This is a genomic window from Paraburkholderia phytofirmans OLGA172, from assembly GCF_001634365.1.
Classification (GTDB): Bacteria; Pseudomonadota; Gammaproteobacteria; order Burkholderiales; family Burkholderiaceae; genus Paraburkholderia.
The window spans coordinates 738,012-757,509 of the sequence record NZ_CP014578.1; the positions used below are offsets into that span (position 1 = coordinate 738,012).

The window sequence follows — 19,498 nt, forward strand, 5'->3', positions numbered from 1 at the left end:
GCTATTTTGGCGGCTTAAAGCCGAATGCTACGGTGTTGCCGACATTCATTGAAATCTTGATCCCGCTCAGTCCAACCGATGAAAGTACGTTTTGGGCGAGCCCTTTGACTCCTGACGGAAGGGGCGCCAGCCGGGTCCAATATCTCAACGAATATCGGTTGATGAACGGGCGCGCTCGAATGTCGGTGTAGCCCGTGCGCGTGAACAGCGCTTCTATGCTACGCGTGGAGAAAAGTTGCATGTGTTCGATATCGATAATGGGTGAGCGCCTTCCCATCAATCGATTCACAACGCTCCTGTAGTCATGCGTAACCGTGACGAATGCGCCGCCCGGCTTGAGCAGGTTGATCACTGAACTGGCAATCTCCTTGGGCTCGCGCACGTGCTCCAGGGTCATGAAGCAACAGATCAGATCAAACGACTCTGGTTCATAGTCGCTTTCCACGAAGATGCCTTCGCGGATCCAGCCATTCCGGTGCGGCGGAGCAGCCGCAATAGCTGCGGTAGAGGGTTCGATGCCGACTACATTATCGAAACCCATCTCTTTGAGCTTATCCAGGAAGACACCGGTGCCGGTGCCAATCTCAAGCGCACGTCCGAGACGGAGCCCGCCGAGTACTGGCTGAATGACGCGCGCATAAGCTGTCGCAGCATCATCGGCTTCTTCACTGCTGTCGTAGTCGGCAGCGTGGTAGACCTCCGCCAACGCCTGTTGAGACGGTGGCCGGTCTACGTAGACCAGATCGCACGCGGGGCACTGGACCATCTGATAGCACAGGTACTCAGGCTCCTTTCTCGACGCAAAGCTAAATTCCGTCAGCTTTGACGAGTCGATGTGCTCGTCGAAGAAGACCTTCGCTGTCGAGGGAGGGCTGCCGCAGACAGGACAGTTACGCTGAGCTCGTTGTGAGAGTTGCATCTTGACGGTTCTATGAGGTCAGGGGAATGCCAATGCCGCACATTGCAACACGACAGGTGCGTGCATGGATTGCGCTCAAAGCTGCGGGACTTTTGCCATCTGTTCCGTGACTACACCGTGCCTGATCAACGCGGCGCGGATAAGCCGAGGTCGGCCCTTCACCTCGATCATGATTTTTCCGATGTATTCGCCAACCAAGCCGATGCCGAACAGGTTGATCGATCCAAACATGAGTACTGCAATCAGCAGTGTCGTAATACCGCGTGGCGCTATATCGGGGAATGCGAGCCTCAGTATTGCAATGATGACAGCAGCAATCAGCGACAGACTGAACAATGCAAGCCCGGCCGTCGTCAGCATGGTGAGCGGCACGTTACTGAACGAAAAGATTCCTTTCTTCGCCCAGTCGATGTTCTTCGCCAGCGAATTCGTCGTGTGTCCGAACATTCGCTCCGGACGTTCGTAAGGCACGCCCGTTTGACGGAATCCTACGTATGCGCGCAGGCCGCGCATGAATAGATCTCTCTCCGGACATGCCAGCAGCCACCGAACGACCTTTCTATCAATGAGGGAAAAGTCACCGGCGTCGAGGGGGATTTTCACGTAACTAAACGCCGCGAACACCCTGTAGAAGGCCTTATACAGCAGGCCCCAATGCCACGGCATTTCTCGACCGACCCGATTTCCATACACGACGTCATTGCCTTGCTCCCAGGCAGCGTAGAACGCTTCGATCAATTCCGGCGGATCCTGAAGATCGCCATCCAGCAGAACAACGGCGTCTTTGGTCGATAGCTCCATACCGCTGCGAAACGCCATCTGGGAACCGAAATTGCGCGAGTGAGAGATGCCGATGACTTTGGGATCTGTTGTCGATATCTCACGGATGACTTCCGCAGAGTTATCGGGGCTGCAGTCGTTTACAAAGATGATTTCGTAGTCGATGCCGAGCTTAAGAAACGTGTCGGTGAGCCTGCGATACATGATCGGAATGGCCGGCTCGTCCTTATAGCACGCAATAATTGCCGAGACACTGCGCTTGCGCTTGTGCAAGGTCTGCTTGGACCGTTGCGCGAGTTCTTCCTCACTGAGCGTCTTGACCCAGTTCGCAGTCAGACTCAGTCCGTCGGCGAGCGAAATCTGCGTTTCCCAACCCAGCAACGTATTGGCCTTGTCAGGATTCGCATACCAGTCCGACATGTCCCATGAGCGGTCGTCCATCGTGCCAAATTGTGGCTCTTCCTTGACATCAAACAGACCTCGCGTCAGCCCCGCCAATTCGCGAATGGTTGTCTTTGTTCCGCTGCCAATGTTGAAGCTTTCACCATATAGCGAGGGGTTCATCCGGACTGCAGCGCTGATAAATGCGGAGCATACGTCGTCGACATGGACGAAGTCGCGTGAGATATCAGGAGCAACAAAGGGAGGAAGCGCGCCAGACAAAGCCTTCCGCAGGAGGGTGGGGATCAGGCGCGAGCCGTCTTCGAGCGGGCCGTAGACGGAGTACAAACGCAGGTTGACGCACGGAAACCGACGCTCGATTCCCATGTAGCGCAGGTATTCGCCAACCGCGACCTTCGAAACCGAGTAGTGGCTATTCGGTTCGCGTGTGCTGTCTTCGAGCGGCGCCGCGCAATTCTTCCCATACTCCGAAGAGCTGCCAGCGTGAACGAACGCCGAGATCGACCGCTGCGCGAGCAAGCTGGTTAGCGTGACGATGGAATTGAAATTCGTTTGATAGATCAGCCCCGGATCCTGTTCGAATGAATATGCGCCGTAGGCAACGCAATCGAAGACAGTTTGAGGAGCGACGGTGTCCAGCATGTGTTTGACGGCAGCGGGATCGTTGACGTCGACAGCCATCACATTCGTGTCCGGCACGCCAGCGAGCCGCCACGCTTTGTCCCGATGCACTACGGCAAATACATCTTGTCTCGATGCGAATATCTTCAGAAACAGGTTTGCACCGACGAAGCCTGAGGCACCGGTAATGAGGATCGGCCCCCGCAGGGAGCGGATGTCTAAACTCGGATTGGTCATGATGGATGTTGACAGCGGAAGGTCAGATGAGGCCGAGCGCGCCGAGCAGGCTTTGCGGGTCGAGGCCGGATTCGCGGCGGAGGTAGTTCTGCGACCCGTAGCGCGGGTAATGGTGTGCCTTGGCGTGCAAGTGATGCAGCTTTGCGAAAATCCCATGAGTGAGGAGGTGCAGCGCCAGCTCGGAGCCAAAGCTACCACGTGCAACGTGTTCCTCGACAACACAGAGCTTTCCCGAGGCTGCGATCTGCGCCGTTAGGCGCTCCGGCAGCCCATTAGCCGCGAGCGGTAGCTCGCCAACGACCCACAGGTTAGGTCTGTTCGCTTCCGGTAGACTTGCCAAGGCATTGATGTACGTTCCCGCGAGCGGGCCCACCGCGATCACGGGCTGCCCATTACCTGAGACGAGTTGGCGCCAGGGTGAATATGCTGGGATGGCGAAATCTTTCGGTGCCTCGCCTCGACCCAGCCGGATATACGCGGCTCCCGCGGAGGCGCCGGCGCGCTCGATCACTGCAGCGACGTCTTCATCGAACGCCGGCACAAATGCGGTGATGTTTGGCAGCGTCAGCAGAATCCCATAGTCCTCGATGGCATGATGGGTCGGTCCCATTACGCCGTAACCGTAGCCGCCACCGTTTCCGATCATCCGGACCGGCAGTTTATGAAACGTGATGTCGTTTCGGATCTGTTCAAACGGTCGCGCATAGCAGAACGGGGCAATGCTGTAGACCCAGGTCTCCCAGCCTTGACGCGTCATTGCGGCTGCCACCGTAATCATGTTCTGCTCTGCGACACCGGCATTAATAAAGCGTTGCCCCATTGTTTCGCGGAGTGGTTCCAATGCCATGAAACCCAGGTCGCCCGTCAGAAACGCCATATCCGGGTTTGCGGCGCGCGCTACCAGCGCATCACACAATTGCTTTCTCATGATCCGGCGAGCTCCGCGATTGCCTGCTTATACTGAGCTTCGCTCAGCGGCAAATAGTGCCACTCCATCTGGTTTTCCATAAACGATACGCCCTTGCCCTTTGTCGTTTCGAGCATGACGATATGTGGGCGGCCCGGCCGCTTGTTGAGTGCGGTTCGAATAGCTTGTAGGTCATGACCAGGCACGACATCGATCTCGACGTCGAAACCACGAAGGCGTTCCCAGAGCGGCGCCATCGAGGCGATTGCATTCGTAGATCCAAAACCCTGAAGCTGATTGTGGTCAACCAGAACGGTCAGATTTGCCAGTTGTTGGTGACTCGAGAAAATAAGGGCTTCCCAGGTTGATCCTTCCTGCCACTCTCCGTCTGACGTCACGCAATATACGTGGTCGGCCTTTCCACGCATGCGGGTTGCGAGGGCTGTGCCGGCAGCGAGAGATAGTCCGTGCCCCAGACTTCCGGTGGCAAACATGATCTCAGGGATTCCGCCTGCGGGAGGATGGCCGGCGAGTAACGTCCCGTCCTTGTGGAACGTCGCGAGTTGACTGTCGTCGAGTTTTCCGGCGCTCCAGAGTGCGATATAGAGCGCCCCGGCTGAGTGCCCCTTCGACAAAACGAAGTGGTCGTTTGGACCGATGTACTCGTTGAAGAGCAATGCAATCGCATCAAGGGACGACAGGTTGCCGCCGATGTGACCCACACCACTCTCGTAGTGCATGCGAAGCAGTCGGCGGCGGATCTCCAGCATGCGCTGCTGATCCAGAGTTTGGAGTGGTTCCATGGGATGCGGGGCCGGAGGTTACTTCGGTCTTACTACGGGAGTGAACGACGCACCTGGTGTGTAGCTGAATGCTTGCGCTGACGGGTATGTCTTCAGCAGGGCGTCGAACGAGTCATCGGTGAGCGCGCAGTAAATCTTTCGAACCTGTCCCTCGTACAGTTCAAAGAAGCGTCCTTCCTGCAAGGTCCACTTGCAATGGTCGCGTGCTGCGTGCAACAGCAGATCTTGACCAAGCGGTGCTGCGTGAGCATCCACTATGTCACGCTTTGCAAGCGAGGCAGCAGTCGCGGAACTTATGAAGTAGATCCGGGGGATATATTGGCTCAGAAGGATATCCAGCGTGAGCAATGAAAGACAAGCCGCAAGGCTCGCGATCGTTGGCACAATACGTTTGCTTCCGTCCAGTCTCGCAGCCCATGCAAAAAGAAGCAAGAAAAGCGCCAGCGGAGCGTAAAGCCAGCGCTGTTCGAGGCGAATTGTCACGATCGGTGGAACTAGGATCGTAATCAAAATCGCTAGCGTAAAGACAGGGTACCAACGGAGCGGAGCGCGGGATCGTCCCCCAACTAAAACTGCATAGGTGGTTGCGACGAGCGCGGCGCACACGATTATCGTTGCTAGAAGGCGTGCAGCGTCATCGCCGGTTGATGACTCGCCGAATACGATGCTATGGCCAACCAGATATTCGGGACCATAGTTGAATCCAACCACTGACAGGATCGCTTGCATTGCCTGCTCAACGATTCGCTGCACATTCACGTCAATGTGCGTCGCGCCCGTGCCTACGAAGAATGCCAAATGAAGTAGGCTTGTTTTTACTAGCGCGTTGAACAGCGGTATTGCAACACACACAATCGCTGCGCCATATCGATTGAAAAAGCTAGCACTGCGACGGCGCGATAGCGCGAGCATAAATGCAAGTACGGGCGTAAGGGAGATATACCGCTCATGCGTGTGTATGCAGAGGAAGAAGGCGCCTACAACGAGCCATTGCCAGCGGCTATCTTCCGGGTATTGATACGCTTTTAAAACCCAACCAATCGTAAGTAGGAACAGCGTTAGCGCGATCGCTTCGACCGGGCCCGTGGCCTGAGTGATCTGATAGAGTGCGAAGCGCGAGCCGGCAAAGGCGACAGCCACACCTACACTCACCAGTTTGTTGCCATTCGAGATTTGCATTGCAATAGCAAACAAAATCATTGCGTTCAGCAAATGCACGCCAAAGTTGAAGGCGAGGAAGCCGCGTAGATCCGTCTGGAATAAGCGGACGAGTGCCAGCCATATCAGCTCGAACACGGGCCGGTACTTCTCGTAGAATGGCGTCGTGAATGGTTGCTGCCATTCGCTGGCGAAGGTATGGTCTTTCAGCGTCGCCAAGACGTTGTAGAGGTCATCTCCAAAGAAGACTGATGGCTCCCACCGCACAAACCGCCAGTACGTCATCGCGGCAAGCGCCAAGGCCACTACTATCCAAAGTGGTATCGCGATGCGTACTTCTGAGCGGGCGGGCGCCTCAAGGGACCGGGGTGGCAAGTTACTTAAGCGACTCTGCATGGACTTTCTTGGGATGGTCGGTCTTGGGTGCGTGACGTGCACTGAGCTCAGTCCCGCGCGGCTGTTGGCGGGACATATCGCATTTGGAGATGCGCGAATTATGACACATCGGAAGCGGACTCCCGTGGCCTGGGGTTTTGGAAGGAACCCTGTCTTCGTGCCTCCAATAAAATTGCTTCGTTTGAGGTGTTGCACGACCTCCGAGACGTCAAAAATTTGTGTACGGCAGTTCGCGCGCCGGTGCTGCCGGTTCGACGAGCTGGATCGCAACTGCGACAAACGGCGCTAAACGGTCACTAAGCAGAAGCGGCCGAGGCTTCATTCGCTGAATGCTCGGAAATGGAAGTTGGTGATGCCGGCCGATCAGCTGATTCGCCGTTTCCGATTCGCCTCGCTATGTCCGCGCCCTTTCTTCGAAGTGGTGTCTCGAGCAACCGGTAATTCAGTTCGCTCAGAATGACGGTCAACGCGATCCATACCAGCAGGTACCGTAATGTATATCTCCCGTCGAATACTGTACGGGCTGGCTCAACGAACCACCAAATAGTTTTCGTTGCCTGAATGGAAAACCAGTGAATCAGGTAAATTGAGTACGAGCGGGACCCGATCCATAGCAGAACGGTTTTCGCAATTGGTCCCTTGGCGATATAGTCGCCGTCGAATGAGGCGATAAACACCAGCACAGATGCTATTATCGCGACCATTCCAGTTGAGAACGGTACGGAACTGATTTTTCTCGCCGCATCGGGCATTGATGCCATTAACACAAGTAGAACTGCGACTATAGGAATCGCATACAGGCGATTTGCCAAGAACTTTGGATTCACCGCTTCTCGGAGCTTGGTGTTCGCGAATATAGCCAATAGAACCCCAAGGGCAAGCGCATCTGTTCTAAATACCCACCCGTAGGTCCAACTCGGACGATGAAGAAATATCTGTGCCACCACGACGAGCACCATGAAGTAAGCGATTTTTCTTCTAAAGAGAAACGCGGCGAATGGCAATAATATATAAAACTGTTCTTCGAGCGAGAGACTCCACCATGGCCCCGCATTTCCGCATTCCGACCGAGGGAGGCAACCGACCATATGGAAGTTAGCGGTCTGAGTTACAACCGCTGCGAAGTCAGCTAAGTTCTCCCTGAAGTGGCCGAAGTACCCAGCGTGCCTGAAGATGACCCCACACGCGACGATGGCCGTTACCCAAAAAATAGATGTAGGCCAGATGCGAAACACTCGACGCACCCAGAAGGCGAATACGCGGCGCCAGAACGTCTCGTTGTCCGACGCAGAATCTAGGGTTCGGAGGAGGCTTCGCGCTATAACGAACCCCGATATGCAAAGAAACAAGTCGACGCCGGTCGTGGCACTAAAAAACAGGTCGAATATGTACACATAGTGGTTGCCCCATGACAGCACATATCTGACATGTTCAATAACCGTGAACAGGACGGCAAACGCACGAAGGGCTTCGATATCGTCAATGCGGCGATGGGCGTGCTGGATCATGTAGCAGTTCGTAGGGTAAATGGCCGCGTAGAATTCCCGCGATTCTATCCCATCCGCAAGGCAAGGTGCCCGATTTGCGGACTGGGCAACCAGTAGCTTTCGGGCGCGACTGGCACGATTAGATGGTGGTAAGGACCGGTTGGCTTGTGACGTCTAGTCGACATTCGCGCCGGCTGTATAAATCCGGTCGGTGTTCCCGCGGGACTCCATGTTTGACTCCCTGCCAATCCTCAGTTCCGGCATGTACGTGCGGCGATCAAGGACAAAAACTGTGGCAAACTTGCCGCCTCAAACTGTATGGGAATAACATGGAAAAGAAGCTGGCCGTGATGGCCGCATGCCTCGTCGCCGTAGTTGTGCAAGCGGCACCTGCGGCGCCGCTTGGAGACGATTTTACTCTCGCACCGTCCAAAGGTTTGGCAGCTCCCGTTCCTCTCAAGATAGAAAATGTGCTTGCGAAGCCGGTGTTAACGCGAGGCGCTCCTACGCAATGGGACGCTGTTGATGTTTTGAACCCGTCGGTTGTGCGATTGAACGGGAAGCTCTTCAACTACTACTCGGGTTATGACGGAAAAGTTTGGAGGACTGGAATTGCTACGTCCTCAGACGGTATTGTCTGGCGGAAATTTGACAGCAATCCCGTCCTGCAACCCGACGGAAAAAGCTGGGATGTTTCCTATATCGCGGCGAACGGAGCCGCCATAGTCTGGAAGGGCAAGATTCTCTATTTCTACCAAGGTCGTGATAAATCCGGGCGTACACAGATTGGTCTCGCGACTTCCAGCGACGGGTTTAAATTCACAAATTATCCCAAGCCGGTATTTGCGACTGGTGCGTCCCATACGTGGGATAGTCAGGCAGTTGGTGATCCCTATGTTATCGCCAAGGACGGCTATTTAGTCGGCCCTGCAAAATTCAGTTTGCTTGACGCACGACGCCGATCGGGTATTTTGTCGGAGCGGGACGGTTAGCCCGCCGGAAGCGTTCCCGGTGCGCAAGCAGCGGATGCGACAGGACATCGGCGATCGAATGCAGCCAGGCGAGGACAAAAAAGATGGGCCCCAGACCCAGGCGAACAATCGCGCGTAACAGCCAGCGCAGGTTGTAGCCCGTGGCGCACAGCACGGCATGCAGCGCATCGCCGGTTTGTCCTTTGAGCCAGCAGCGACGCATACCGTGGTCGTGCTTCACATGGCCGATGATCGGTTCAATCGCCTGGCGTCGCTTGAGCCAACGTCGCTGCGTGCTGGTCAGTGTCCTGTGTTTGCCGCGATGAATCAGGTGTACTGATGATACCTCCACGTCGACGCCGCGAAACCCGAGATCGACCAACACGGTCTTCGGCTGTGGTGTACCGGGCAGGTCCTGCAACAGAATGGAGCTCTGTTCGAGTTGCTCGGCCAGCGTATGGCCGTCATAGGGGTTGCCGGGGAACGCCCGCGCACCGACGATCAACCCTTGTTTCTCCGTGATCGCGAGGCTCACCTTGACGCCGAACTCGTAGGGCTGGCGTGCCTTTCCTTTCCCAATGCATTCAACTTCAGGCGCATGCAGTGCGTAGAGTTTGTTCCTGTCCTTTGGACGTTGGTGGCAAATGCGCCAGGCCCGCTCAAGCCAGACGCGCAGTTGTGCCTGCCGTTCGTCTGAAGCTCCAGACAGCTTGCGTTCGATATCGCGCAGCAACCGTCCCAGTACCGTGCGCTGACGCTTGAGTACACGACGCAGGCGCCTGAACTGCTTCGCATGGGCATAGCCGCCCGCGCGGCGACGCAGTCGCTTGCCTTCGCGCTCGTACGTTTGCTTCAGCCCCAACCCTGCGCGTTGCGCCAACTGAACGAGTCTGGCCCGCGCCACCTCAAGCAGACGGCTGTCGGTCGGATACGCAATCGCCTTCTCCTGCACCGTGGTGTCGACAATCACGCGCTCGAATTCGACCGGCGTCACCGCCTTCATCTGCACCGCAGCCGCGATCGTCGCCGCGAGCAGCTCCTCGACACCGGCTTCGCCCAGCGCCTGCCGAAAACGCACCAGGTTGGTCGGGTCGCACGGCAGACGCGGCTGGAAATACTCCTCGCCGCAGAAGAACTGAAAGTACACGTCCTGTGCCCAGCGCTCGCACACCGTTTCGTCACTCTCGTTGTAGGCGTGCTTCAGGTACAGCAGACCCACCATCAGCCGCATAGGCAAGCGCGGACGTCCAGCCGCACTGACGCCACCGGCAAATTCCAGCGAGTTCGAGCCAAACAGGTCAACCGCTTCGCTCACCCGTCCATCGCGTGAACGTCGCTCGAACAGGGGAGCAAGCGTCGTTTCGATTGAAGCCCATGACATCTTCGTTGCCAACACGGCAAGCGGGTGACGTAGATCAATCATCGCGTCCAGACGGCTACGAAAGAAATCAGGCGTGCTCATTGGCGACCACTCCGAAACTCCCAGAATCTTTATCAGATCGATATTCGTTCTGGGAGTTCTATTACCCTCCAACAAACTGCATCGCTTGGCCAGGCGGGGCTTCACGAACTTCTGCAAGGCCGACTATTTATACCTGTATTACCTTGGGCAAGATGAAATAGCAACGCAGCGACTCGGCGTCGCCAGATCATCGGATGGAGTTACTTGGCAAAGGTCCCCGGCTAATCCGATCTTGGATGTCGGCGCTTACGGCGCGTTTGATGAGAACGGCTTGGGGGAGCCGAGCGTTGCGTATGCCCCGCCCTATTTCTACATGCTTTATACGGGGAGAAGCAATGCGGAGATTCGGAACCTGGGTTATGCGGTTTCGACGGACGGGATACACTGGAAAAAGATGTCGATCGCAGGTCTCATCACGGATCGGCAGCGCGCTGCTTGGAATTTGAAGGTCATTTGTGACTCGACCTTGCTTTCAATGGGGAACGGAAAATGGGCGGTGTGGTTTGGTGGTGGCGATAAGGCTGAGCCCGCACAGAATTTGAATGGCGAAGTTGGCATGATGACGGTCGATCTGACCCAAGGTCGGAATGTCGCGGAATTCGACGCAAACGCAGACTGGGACAAGACTCCGATCCGATCCACTGATGTCGTACGTGGCTCCTTTCCTATTGAAGGGGATCCCGGTAAGCGCCATGCCTGGGTTGGCCCCTCGACATTTTTCACTTTCCCAATCGAGCAGACACCGTCGGACAAATCGCTTTTGGTTTCCGGTTGGGTGCCTGCTGCGACGATTGCGAAAACGACCAAAACGCAGGGGAGCGATCGTATTTCTGTTGTCGTCAATGGCACCGAAGTCGCGTCGAAGGAGTTCATCGATGACGACGTCTTCACAATATCAGTACCGCTAAAGAGCGTGCGCGTAGCCGCCCGTGATGCGGACTACGCAGAAGTTGAAATCCGCGCTAGTCGGTCAATGGTGCCCGCCGAGGCCGGAAGCAGTCCGGATACTCGACGTCTTGCGTTCACCTTAACATCAATCAAAACTCAATAGGGCGTCCTAAGGGCCGATTGTGTGACCGTCCCCGCCTAGGCTCGACTCCCTGCCAGGTTGCCGTAGCTGATGGCATTGTGGCGGCATCGTCTTTCTGCGGCGCCATCGCGAAATGGCGCCGCCTTCATCAGCCGTATGAATGGTCAGGGTGAGACGGGGACAAATGTCCCGTGCTGGGTTGTGCTGCTATGAGGCTTGCAGACCGTATGAGTGCTTTCGTTCGCTCATACCTCAACCAATCCGGAGAGCGTGTCTGACCAGGAGCACCAGTTGTAGCGAACGTACAGATCGCGGACAGTGGTGCGTCTGCTAACTCGCGTGGCGCTGCACCCAGCGCCGTGCGCGTCCAAAGAAGCCAGCATGATCGATGGGGCTGCCCGTTTCTGCGGATGTATCGTGTACGAGGGTCTTATTCGCAAACTTCCCTTCCACGCGCTCGATGTCCGCTTGAAGCGATCGAACCCATTCCATGCGTTCCACCGCTGTTGCATGCTCAAGATAACAACGAGCCGAATCTAGCCCTGCGTGGAACATCAAGGAGCCTCCACTGCCGTCTCTGAGCGTGGCGGCGTTCTCGGGAATAGGGGACCAGATTCGGGCCTCGAGTTGTTCAATGGGCGGTTTAGTTGTGGATTTCGATTGGTATTCGACAAGAAAAGCCCAGTGACGCCCCGGCAAGGGAATTACCGTGAAGCCGTGCGGCTCAAATATCCGTCTTGCCCCCTCGAGAGAATAAGACATAATGTGTCCCCGACCGTGAGGGTCCAGATAGCCGGGATCTTCTTTCAGCACGTAGTTAGGTTGACCGGAATTGATCAAATAAACTGCCTCAGGTGCTGAGGTCTGTGCCATTTGCTTTGCGAGTGTGTCGAGCATGGACGGCGTCAAATGTTCGATGACCTCGATACAGACACCTCCCTCGAACTTTTGATCAACGTCTGCGAGAGGGCACAGCTTGTAGTTCGGGTGTTTTGACCGGAATGCAGGCTCGGGAGGAAAGAGTTCCACTCCATAGAACATATCTGTTGCGTCGGGTAACGCAGCTGCAACCGCATCCAGCAGGTACCCGGGTCCCGAACCGATATCAACAAAACGGGTAATTGGAACCCGGCTGTAGAAGAACGTCTCGGCAATCCGCTGCAATGACGATCCGTACGCCCTTTCCTTTGCCGCACGCAGTTCCATTTCCCAGTAGGTGTCGCGGTAGTTTGAGACGGTACCGTCTTCCACTGCGCGCAGGAAACCTGGGTCTGCAAACATCGAGCCGCACGCGCCGCAGATGTAGTAGGCGATGTCATCAATCTTTTGGTAGGCGTCTACGGCATGTGATGAACAGACTGCACAACGAGTCATATCTGTCTCCGGCAGCACGAGCGTGCCGCAAGTTGTCTAGTCAGTGGGATGTTTCAATCTATAACATACCGAAATTACCTGAGTGATATTACTTACAAATGTATCCGGATGTATTCGCCTTACGCGTTGTGCGCCTCGTGCGCTGGGACAAAGATTTCGTGCCCCAGCGCACTATTGATTGGGAGACGTCAAGCTAGTTTCGTGCAGATGCTCCCGGACGGTCAGTTGAAACTCCCCCACTTATGGTCGCGCAAATTCCCCCACCCTGTGAAGCAGGACTAAGGGTTATTTAGCTGGTTTTCGATTTCCGTGCAAGCGTTTCAGCGGCTTCCTTGAGGCGGTAGCTGTGGCCGTCGAATTCAAGCAGGTGGCAGTGATGCATGAGCCGGTCGAGGATCGTGGTGCTCATCGTGTTGTCGCCCAGGTATGCGCCCCAATCCTGCACAACGCGGTTGGACGTGACGACAACGCTTCGATGCAGTTTGTAGCGTTGATGGATCAGCGTTTGCAGCAGTGCGCCAGCGGCGTCGGGGATCGTACGCGACAGGAACAGGTCATCCAGCACGAGCAGATCGCTCTCGAGGATGGCTCGCAGCCGGGCTTCGCGCTGGGCAGTCGGGCTCAGCGCGTAACGGTTAAAGAATTCGTCGGTCTCAAAATACTGCACCTTGTGGCCTTGCAGGACGGCCTGGTAGGCGACGGCCTTCGCAACGTGCGATTTGCCGGTGCCTGGTTTACCGATGATCAGCGCGTTGTCGCCGGCGGCGATGAACTTCAGCGTGTGCAGCTGGAAGCAGGCCTGGCGAGGCACTTTGGGATTGAAGGCCCAGTCGAATTCGGCGAGCGTGAGTTTCTCTTCGAGGCCGGAGAGCTTGTAGCGGCGTTCGATGAGCCGGGACTGGCGGCGATCCAGTTCGTCCTGCAGGATCAGTGCGAAGGTTTCAAGGAACGGCTGCTGGGAGCCCTGGGCCTGCAACACGCGCGTTTCGAGTGTGTCGCGCACGCCAGACAGGCGGAGCTGTCCGAGAGCCCGTTCGATTTCCGGTAACGTCATGGTCATGCTTGTGTCTCTCCAGTTGGAGGTTGAGGTTCGGCGCCGTGCTGCGCACCGAGGGTAAAGAGTTCGCCGTACTCGGCGGCAGGACGGATCAGGGGTGATCCTGCGTAAGAGGTAGCTCTAGCTGCGGTGCCTGATCGAGACGCTCGAGTGCCTGTTCGAACAGCCGTTCGACGATCGCGCGCACCTGTTTGTAGCGGTAGACGTGATGACGCAACGCGTGATCGCAGGCCTGCTCGACGAGCCGGGCGGGATACTTCTTCGCCAGACCAACGATGCCCCACATGGCGCGATGGCCGACGCGACCTTCGCTATCGAACATGTGCTGGCACAGCGCCTTTGTTTGTGGCCCGATGTCGCCGGCGCTCGCGAGCAGGAAGGCGCTCTGGCGGGACGGATTGAACGGGCGTTCGTCTTCGGGCAATTCAAGCGAACCGGCCTGCAGGGCGCGAGCATGGGTGCGCAACAACGCCTGCGTACGGCGATCGCGAATCTCGATGGTGGAATCGTATATGCGCACTGAAACGAGACTGCCGATCGGTGCAGGTCGTGCCGCATAGTTGCTGCGATCGATGTTGACAGTGGTGTCGTCCCCGACGGTACGCACGACCTCCGTGAAGTAGCGAAAGCCGGTGGTCGACAACGGCCGCAGATGCGGCCTCTCCTCCTGGAACATGGCCTCGACCTGTCGCCGGGTGCTGCCATGGATGCGTTTGGCCGCCCAGTTTGCCTCCCAGTGCATCAGGAATTCGTTCTGGGCTTCGAGCGACTCGAAACGGCGGCCGGCAAGCGCGGTGCCCTGCGTATGTTGAATCGCGTTCTCGACGGTCCCCTTTCGATTCGGGTCCCGCACACGTGCCGGATCGGCGACGACACCGTAGTGCTCAAGCATCGCCTCGTAGAGCCGGTTGATCTCGGGTTCGTACAGGTCGGGCGTGATGACGCCCTCCCGGAGGTTGTCGAGCACAACGTAGCTGACCGCTCCCCCAAAGTAACGAAAGGCTTCTTCGTGAAGCTGGGCCCAGACCTGCTTGCTGGACTTCCAGACCACGCGCCGGAAACTGCGCCGCGAGTACCGCAGGGTCATCACGAACAACCGCGGGCGTCGGTAGCGGCCGGTCTTTGGATCGCGGGTCAGTGCACCTTCGCCATAATCAACTTGAGCTTCTTCGCCGGGGGCGAACGCGAGACGGTCGAACTGCTCGGGATCAATGTGGCGCAAGGCGCGCACGAAACGCTTGACGCTCTCGTAGCTCGCGGTGAATGCGAACTGATCGACCAGATCCTGATAGATCGCCTGCGCGTTGCGCCTCAGGCGGACCTGCTGTTCGATCCACTCGCGATGCGGTTCGCTTGCGGAGCGGGCGAAATTGAACGTTGTGGTCTTGCTGGAACCGTCGGTAGCCGGTGGTCGCGGCGGTGGGGGAGTTTGCCGAAGCGGACTTCTCCGACTCGAAGATCGCCTGATAGCGACGAATCGTCTTGCGGTCGATGCCCGTGAGCCGCTGGATCTGGCGCTGGCTCTTGTTGCGCTCGAGTAATGTGAATACGGTGCTTTGCAGGTGCGGCTTCAAGACGTTCACTCCCTGAACTCCTTCTTGTTCGAAGGAGACGAAGATAGACGTCCTGCAACACCTCTCCCGGCGGCTTTAGTGGCTCAGCCGACGGTCGTCAGGTGGGGGAGTTTGAAGTGACCATACCCGGAGGAATTTGACCGACCGCCGGGGCAGATGCTTTGTTTGGATGTGCCCGGCAAACCTCTAAGTTAGCGGGAGCGGGTGGTTCAATGGCAATGCACGAAGAGTCGTCAACCGTAATTTGATCGAGTTCGTATAACCGTCGAACGTCGTCGCCCATTTGTCGATTATCGCGCAAAACGTAAATAGGGCCATTATGTTCTGCGACTCGCTGCGCAATCATTTGTTGCAGCTTCGGGTTATAGGAGGGGCTCGTGAGATTTGATATTGCCGCAAAAAATTTCGGATGATCGGGCCATTGCGGTACAAGGTACCCAATCGGTTCTTGTGTGGTAGAAATGATCAGCGAGTCATACGGCAACGTCGGCAATTTGTTCCGAAAGTAGGGGCCGCCGTCCAACGGTAACCTTCCCCAATCCGGCACCGACGTCAGCAGTGCAAGTGCAACGAAGGTCAGCACAGCAATAGTTGAACCAGCTTCCAAGCCCGTCCGACAGATGTCTTTGAGCACCACAAACAGCATAGCGCCACAGAGCAGTTCCAATACGATAGCGTAACGGTAGATCGCAAAGAGTTCTGACCAAATGAGGTACATAACAATGTAGCTCACGGCGAAGAACAGTTTTAAGCGCCAGATATCGCCTTGTTGCTTACGTGCAATGGCACGCACCATGCCGCCCGCTACCCAGCCAAGTGCGATAAATAGACCCACTAATAACCTGGGATCCCTAAGGCCGAGCTCCGATCGCAGCGTGTTTCCGACCAGTGCTGAGTAGGCCGGAAAGCTTATTAGAGCGGTAACGTCGTGCGGAATGAATCTGATATCCCGGCCGCTGGACGGGCCAATTAATGGTGATCGGAAAAACCCGTTGAAGTAAGGGAAAATTGGATTGTGGAAGTTTGAATACATTTTCCACATCCAAGGTCCAGCGAGGACGATGAATCCTGCCGCCCCGGCCAGCACATAGGCTATGGCCAGTCGCCCCATTTGTTTTTTGTCTACTCCAACGACGAGAAAAGGTAGCGCGATGGTCAGCGAGAGTGCCGGCACAACTGCAGTGAGCTTCAGTGCTGCCGCGGCGCCGATCGCCAAGCCGGCACCTAACATCGCGGCGCGTCCGCCCAGCTTGCCTGTTTGCCATAGCGTAAGCGCTAGCACGGCCCCAATAATCAGCGCAGCCACGGTCCATTCGCCCGTGGTGCTGCCAATTTGCCCGAGTCCTGCGGCCCCCGTCATTCCGACAACACATGCGCCCGCTCGGACCCAGAAGCCTGTCAGGGCGGGCTTTTGGGCGTCACCCTCATTTAGGCTAGCCAGCAACCGCCACAAGAAATAGGCTGCCAATCCAGCGGGCAGACCCATTAAAAATACAACAATGTAGTCCGGCAGTTGCGAGTCCGCCAGCTTGTAGAAAGGCAGGTCCGAGAGCGGGTTGAGGAACGTTTGCAGTTGCGCCGGGAAGAGGTCGACACCCCATCGATCATGCGTCAGCGCCCACGGATTATAAAAGTGGTAATTACGAAGATCCCAGTTCCAGTCCTTGCCTAGATATATCGACACCACACCGCCCATTAGCAAAAATGGGAGCAATTGGTATGTTATTTCTTGAAAAAGGGTACGCCAACGAACTTTCATAGTTTTAGTGCGAGAACAGGTGGTGGGAACATCCGACCGAAAAAAGGCGGCTCGATACTACCATCCGCGACACGCACGTTGAACGAGTTTGTGTGTGGGGGAGCCTTCCTATACCACAGTGAAAATTCACGTGGGCTGATTCAACTGCGGCCGAGCGCTTCGCCTTCCTGATGTCTCATGAGACGACGTCCGCGCACGATGTTGCGGTTCGCCATCGATGCGTCGCTTCCATGTCGCCTTCTCATCTGCGATGGCCGGACAAACCATCGCTTGTTCTGTCACGCAACAATCTCGGCAGTGCCGGGCGCGGGCCCGTCGCGTAGGTCGTTAGCGTCGTCGCACAACGTAGAGTCCGGCGCAGGGTCCCCTCGTATCGCTCTCACCCCGCCTTCGCTGTATCATCCGATCCTTAACGACGGATAAGGATCGGAGAGATTTTGTGAGGATTGTCGGCAACAAAGGTAGTCAGTTTGTCCCCTGGCTAGACAACATGCGCCTGATGGCCATGGTCGGGGTGTTGTCGTTCCATTTTTGGATATTTTTCTATCCGATGGCGCATAGTCTCCATGAACTGGTTTCGACGCCCCAGCGGATTCTCGCCCTGCCGTTCCAGCTCGGCTGGGAAGCGGACGATCTGTTCTTTGCCGTCAGCGGGATGGGGTTGGCTCTTTCTCTAACAGGCAAGAAGCCTGACTGGCTCACCTTTATCGTTGCTCGCGCCAAGCGTATTTACATACCTTATTGGGTGACGGTTGTCGCCATTTTCGCTTTTCAGGGGGCCTCAGTTGCCGCAGGAACTTGGGATCGTCCATTCGGCGGACCATTTACGCCGGCGGATTGGATTTGCAATGTCATCCTCGTTCTGAAAAACGGCTTCAGTCCGTTCTCTACGCACTACTGGTTTTTATACGCACTGATCGAGCTGTATCTCGTGTTTCCCTTGCTCTACATGGCGATAAAGCGATATAGGCTGCGCGCGGTTGTTGCGATCGTGATATTTCACTCAGTGTGGATACATCATCCTCTCGGTATGGGCTTGTTCTCGCAGGCCTCATCGGTGATTTTCTGGCTGGCTTCGTTTGCCATCGGCACGTATATCGGCATCAATCTCGGAGAAGACCGCACTCGCACGGAGGCTCTCCTGAGGAGGTCGCTGCCGCTGGGCATGCTGCTGTTTGTGACGGGGACAGTCCTGACTTTTTATAAGCCTTTCGACCCGATCGTCCACCCGATGCTTGGGCTTGGCGGCGTCATTGTTGCCTTTGGAATTTGCTCACTGCCTTGGCACTTGCCACGTCTGACGCAGATCAGCTTCGAAGTCTACCTCGTCCATATGCCGTTTATCGGGTGGTATCGCCACTTCTTCGGTTTCGTTGAGCAACCCAAGGTTGCTATCTACGTATTCTATATGGTCACTGTCACGATCATGGGGTTTGCGCTTCATTACATATCCGGTCGCTTGACTACGCCGAAGCCGCTAAAGATCCCTGAAGGATCTGGCAGCCGAAACTCGCCGCGTAGCCATGAAGCCTCTGCCTATCAGAATCCCACTTAGCGCCGATCTCATGTTTGCTAGGTCCCCCGTGAAGGACCGGCCGCAGCGTCACGCGCGCGGCCTTGCTTTGGGGTTTGGTCGAAACGCTCGGATGACCCGTTCTCGTAGCCTTTTTCGAACCGAAGGGGGACTGTTCTCCAGTTGGCGTGTTAGTAGATTTGCCGCAAACCTTTGCTCTGCTTCGCGATAGAGCAATAGGTCAAGCGCGTTGTGCTCGAGTAGTTCACGGTACAGTGACGGTCCGAGCTCGCTTTCGATATGTTCGAGTCGATCTTCCAATGTCGCCTTGCGCCCCGGGGTGAAGTTCTCGATCGAAAAGTCGATATTGAGTTCCCCGACGTGAGGTCGGAGGAACTCCTGCAATATCTGCATTGACTCTTCGAATGACTCGACGATGCCGAAGAACGGAAGGCTCCTCAGATGAGCTAGCGCCTGGAGGTAGTCGCTATGCGTCGCACGCGCTTCGCGCATATCGCTCTGGGCGCTAGCGAGGTGAGCAACCTGGAAGTTCCGACAAACGGCAGTCGCTTGACGGTCGACAACCCAGTTTGCAAACGCGACCAGCCCGCCGTTTCGGGCAATCGCTACGCTTGGACTGATGCTATCCGCGGGTTGCCGCCGCTCAAACTCATAGACCGACGCAAAGCGGTCGATTGGGTGTCGAAGGAAGAGGATGGGGAGAAAGGTAATTGATGGGTGCTCGGGCAGCGGTAGCCGGGCCTGATGACTCGAGATAACGCGCAGTCCCGGATTAGCAAGTGCGTACTCCAGAATTTCGTTTGGGCTGACGGTGGACCAAGGGTAGGGACCTTCAAGGTGGCCGTGCGCATCGCCGGCGAAATTTCGATCCAGAACGCTGTCCATCGTAGTGCCAGCGTTTTTAAAAAGATGGTAGTGAACGATTACGGTCCGCATTTTTGTGAAATAAAAGAATTTATTGGAAATAACTTTTACGCTGAGTTAGCCCGCACTCTGCGGATTATTGGCGGTCAGGTCATCATCTTGA

General features: G+C 56.3%; 15 protein-coding genes. 3 read left to right on the forward strand and 12 right to left on the reverse strand.

Features of this window, described 5'->3' with window-relative positions; translation table 11 throughout:
* Position 1: 1 nt before the first annotated feature.
* From AYM40_RS03150 to AYM40_RS03175, 6 genes are all read right to left on the reverse strand, one after another.
* A complete protein-coding gene (locus AYM40_RS03150; protein ID WP_063494945.1) occupies positions 2-919 on the reverse strand; it encodes a class I SAM-dependent methyltransferase in 918 nt (305 codons plus the stop codon).
* A gap of 75 nt (positions 920-994) precedes the next feature.
* Complete coding sequence (locus AYM40_RS03155) at positions 995-2,959, reverse strand: NAD-dependent epimerase/dehydratase family protein (RefSeq protein WP_082854924.1); 1,965 nt, start codon at positions 2,957-2,959, stop codon at positions 995-997.
* A 22-nt stretch (positions 2,960-2,981) separates the two neighbouring features.
* Positions 2,982-3,836, reverse strand: coding sequence for a transketolase (locus tag AYM40_RS03160; RefSeq protein ID WP_201788154.1), 855 nt, complete (start codon positions 3,834-3,836; stop codon positions 2,982-2,984).
* Positions 3,837-3,883: 47 nt separating this feature from the next.
* The gene (locus AYM40_RS03165) at positions 3,884-4,669 is read right to left on the reverse strand and encodes a transketolase (protein ID WP_063494947.1); all 786 of its coding nucleotides are present in this window, start codon (positions 4,667-4,669) and stop codon (positions 3,884-3,886) included.
* Positions 4,670-4,687: 18 nt separating this feature from the next.
* Positions 4,688-6,127 (reverse strand): hypothetical protein, encoded by a 1,440-nt coding sequence (locus AYM40_RS03170; protein ID WP_158515231.1) that lies wholly within the window; start codon positions 6,125-6,127, stop codon positions 4,688-4,690.
* Positions 6,128-6,519: 392 nt separating this feature from the next.
* Positions 6,520-7,731, reverse strand: a complete 1,212-nt coding sequence (locus AYM40_RS03175) for an acyltransferase family protein (protein ID WP_063494949.1) — start codon at positions 7,729-7,731, stop codon at positions 6,520-6,522.
* 308 nt (positions 7,732-8,039) lie between these two features.
* On the opposite strand from AYM40_RS03175, the gene AYM40_RS03180 reads away from it, so the two are divergent.
* Positions 8,040-8,702: a hypothetical protein gene (locus AYM40_RS03180; protein ID WP_063494950.1), complete on the forward strand. Its 663-nt coding sequence runs from the start codon at positions 8,040-8,042 to the stop codon at positions 8,700-8,702.
* Here AYM40_RS03180 and AYM40_RS03185 read toward each other — a convergent pair.
* Positions 8,647-10,143, reverse strand: a complete 1,497-nt coding sequence (locus tag AYM40_RS03185; protein WP_063494538.1) for an IS5 family transposase — start codon at positions 10,141-10,143, stop codon at positions 8,647-8,649. The genes AYM40_RS03180 and AYM40_RS03185 overlap by 56 nt on opposite strands.
* Here AYM40_RS03185 and AYM40_RS03190 point away from each other — a divergent pair.
* Complete coding sequence (locus AYM40_RS03190; RefSeq protein ID WP_063494951.1) at positions 10,136-11,194, forward strand: hypothetical protein; 1,059 nt, start codon at positions 10,136-10,138, stop codon at positions 11,192-11,194. The genes AYM40_RS03185 and AYM40_RS03190 overlap by 8 nt on opposite strands.
* A 309-nt stretch (positions 11,195-11,503) precedes the next feature.
* Here the strand turns inward: AYM40_RS03190 and AYM40_RS03195 are convergent, their stop codons facing one another.
* The 4 genes from AYM40_RS03195 to AYM40_RS03210 all read right to left on the reverse strand — a co-directional run bounded on the left by AYM40_RS03195 (position 11,504) and on the right by AYM40_RS03210 (position 16,937).
* Entirely contained in the window at positions 11,504-12,547 is a 1,044-nt protein-coding gene (locus AYM40_RS03195) for a hypothetical protein (RefSeq protein WP_063494952.1), read from the reverse strand.
* A 289-nt stretch (positions 12,548-12,836) separates the two neighbouring features.
* Positions 12,837-13,607, reverse strand: coding sequence for an IS21-like element helper ATPase IstB (gene istB, locus AYM40_RS03200; RefSeq protein WP_063494953.1), 771 nt, complete (start codon positions 13,605-13,607; stop codon positions 12,837-12,839).
* 88 nt (positions 13,608-13,695) lie between these two features.
* A complete protein-coding gene (istA, locus tag AYM40_RS03205) occupies positions 13,696-15,072 on the reverse strand; it encodes an IS21 family transposase (protein WP_236720969.1) in 1,377 nt (458 codons plus the stop codon).
* A 203-nt stretch (positions 15,073-15,275) separates the two neighbouring features.
* Positions 15,276-16,937, reverse strand: a complete 1,662-nt coding sequence (locus AYM40_RS03210; RefSeq protein ID WP_063494954.1) for a hypothetical protein — start codon at positions 16,935-16,937, stop codon at positions 15,276-15,278.
* Between the two features lie 439 nt (positions 16,938-17,376).
* Here AYM40_RS03210 and AYM40_RS03215 point away from each other — a divergent pair, with 439 nt between their 5' ends.
* Positions 17,377-18,492, forward strand: coding sequence for an acyltransferase family protein (locus tag AYM40_RS03215; protein ID WP_063494955.1), 1,116 nt, complete (start codon positions 17,377-17,379; stop codon positions 18,490-18,492).
* Positions 18,493-18,540: 48 nt separating this feature from the next.
* Here the strand turns inward: AYM40_RS03215 and AYM40_RS03220 are convergent, their stop codons facing one another.
* Positions 18,541-19,407, reverse strand: coding sequence for a sulfotransferase family 2 domain-containing protein (locus AYM40_RS03220; RefSeq protein WP_148662089.1), 867 nt, complete (start codon positions 19,405-19,407; stop codon positions 18,541-18,543).
* Between the last annotated feature and the right edge of the window lie 91 nt (positions 19,408-19,498).

Coding starts and splice junctions, on each gene's coding strand:
- AYM40_RS03150 (WP_063494945.1), bottom strand. CDS start 919: ATGCAACTCTCACAACGAGCTCAGCGTAACTGTCCTGTCTGCGGCAGC.
- AYM40_RS03155 (WP_082854924.1), bottom strand. CDS start 2,959: ATGACCAATCCGAGTTTAGACATCCGCTCCCTGCGGGGGCCGATCCTC.
- AYM40_RS03160 (WP_201788154.1), bottom strand. CDS start 3,836: ATGGCGTTTCTGACGGGCGACCTGGGTTTCATGGCATTGGAACCACTC.
- AYM40_RS03165 (WP_063494947.1), bottom strand. CDS start 4,669: ATGGAACCACTCCAAACTCTGGATCAGCAGCGCATGCTGGAGATCCGC.
- AYM40_RS03175 (WP_063494949.1), bottom strand. CDS start 7,731: ATGATCCAGCACGCCCATCGCCGCATTGACGATATCGAAGCCCTTCGT.
- AYM40_RS03180 (WP_063494950.1), top strand. CDS start 8,040: ATGGAAAAGAAGCTGGCCGTGATGGCCGCATGCCTCGTCGCCGTAGTT.
- AYM40_RS03185 (WP_063494538.1), bottom strand. CDS start 10,143: ATGAGCACGCCTGATTTCTTTCGTAGCCGTCTGGACGCGATGATTGAT.
- AYM40_RS03195 (WP_063494952.1), bottom strand. CDS start 12,547: ATGACTCGTTGTGCAGTCTGTTCATCACATGCCGTAGACGCCTACCAA.
- istB (WP_063494953.1), bottom strand. CDS start 13,607: ATGACCATGACGTTACCGGAAATCGAACGGGCTCTCGGACAGCTCCGC.
- AYM40_RS03210 (WP_063494954.1), bottom strand. CDS start 16,937: ATGAAAGTTCGTTGGCGTACCCTTTTTCAAGAAATAACATACCAATTG.
- AYM40_RS03220 (WP_148662089.1), bottom strand. CDS start 19,407: ATGCGGACCGTAATCGTTCACTACCATCTTTTTAAAAACGCTGGCACT.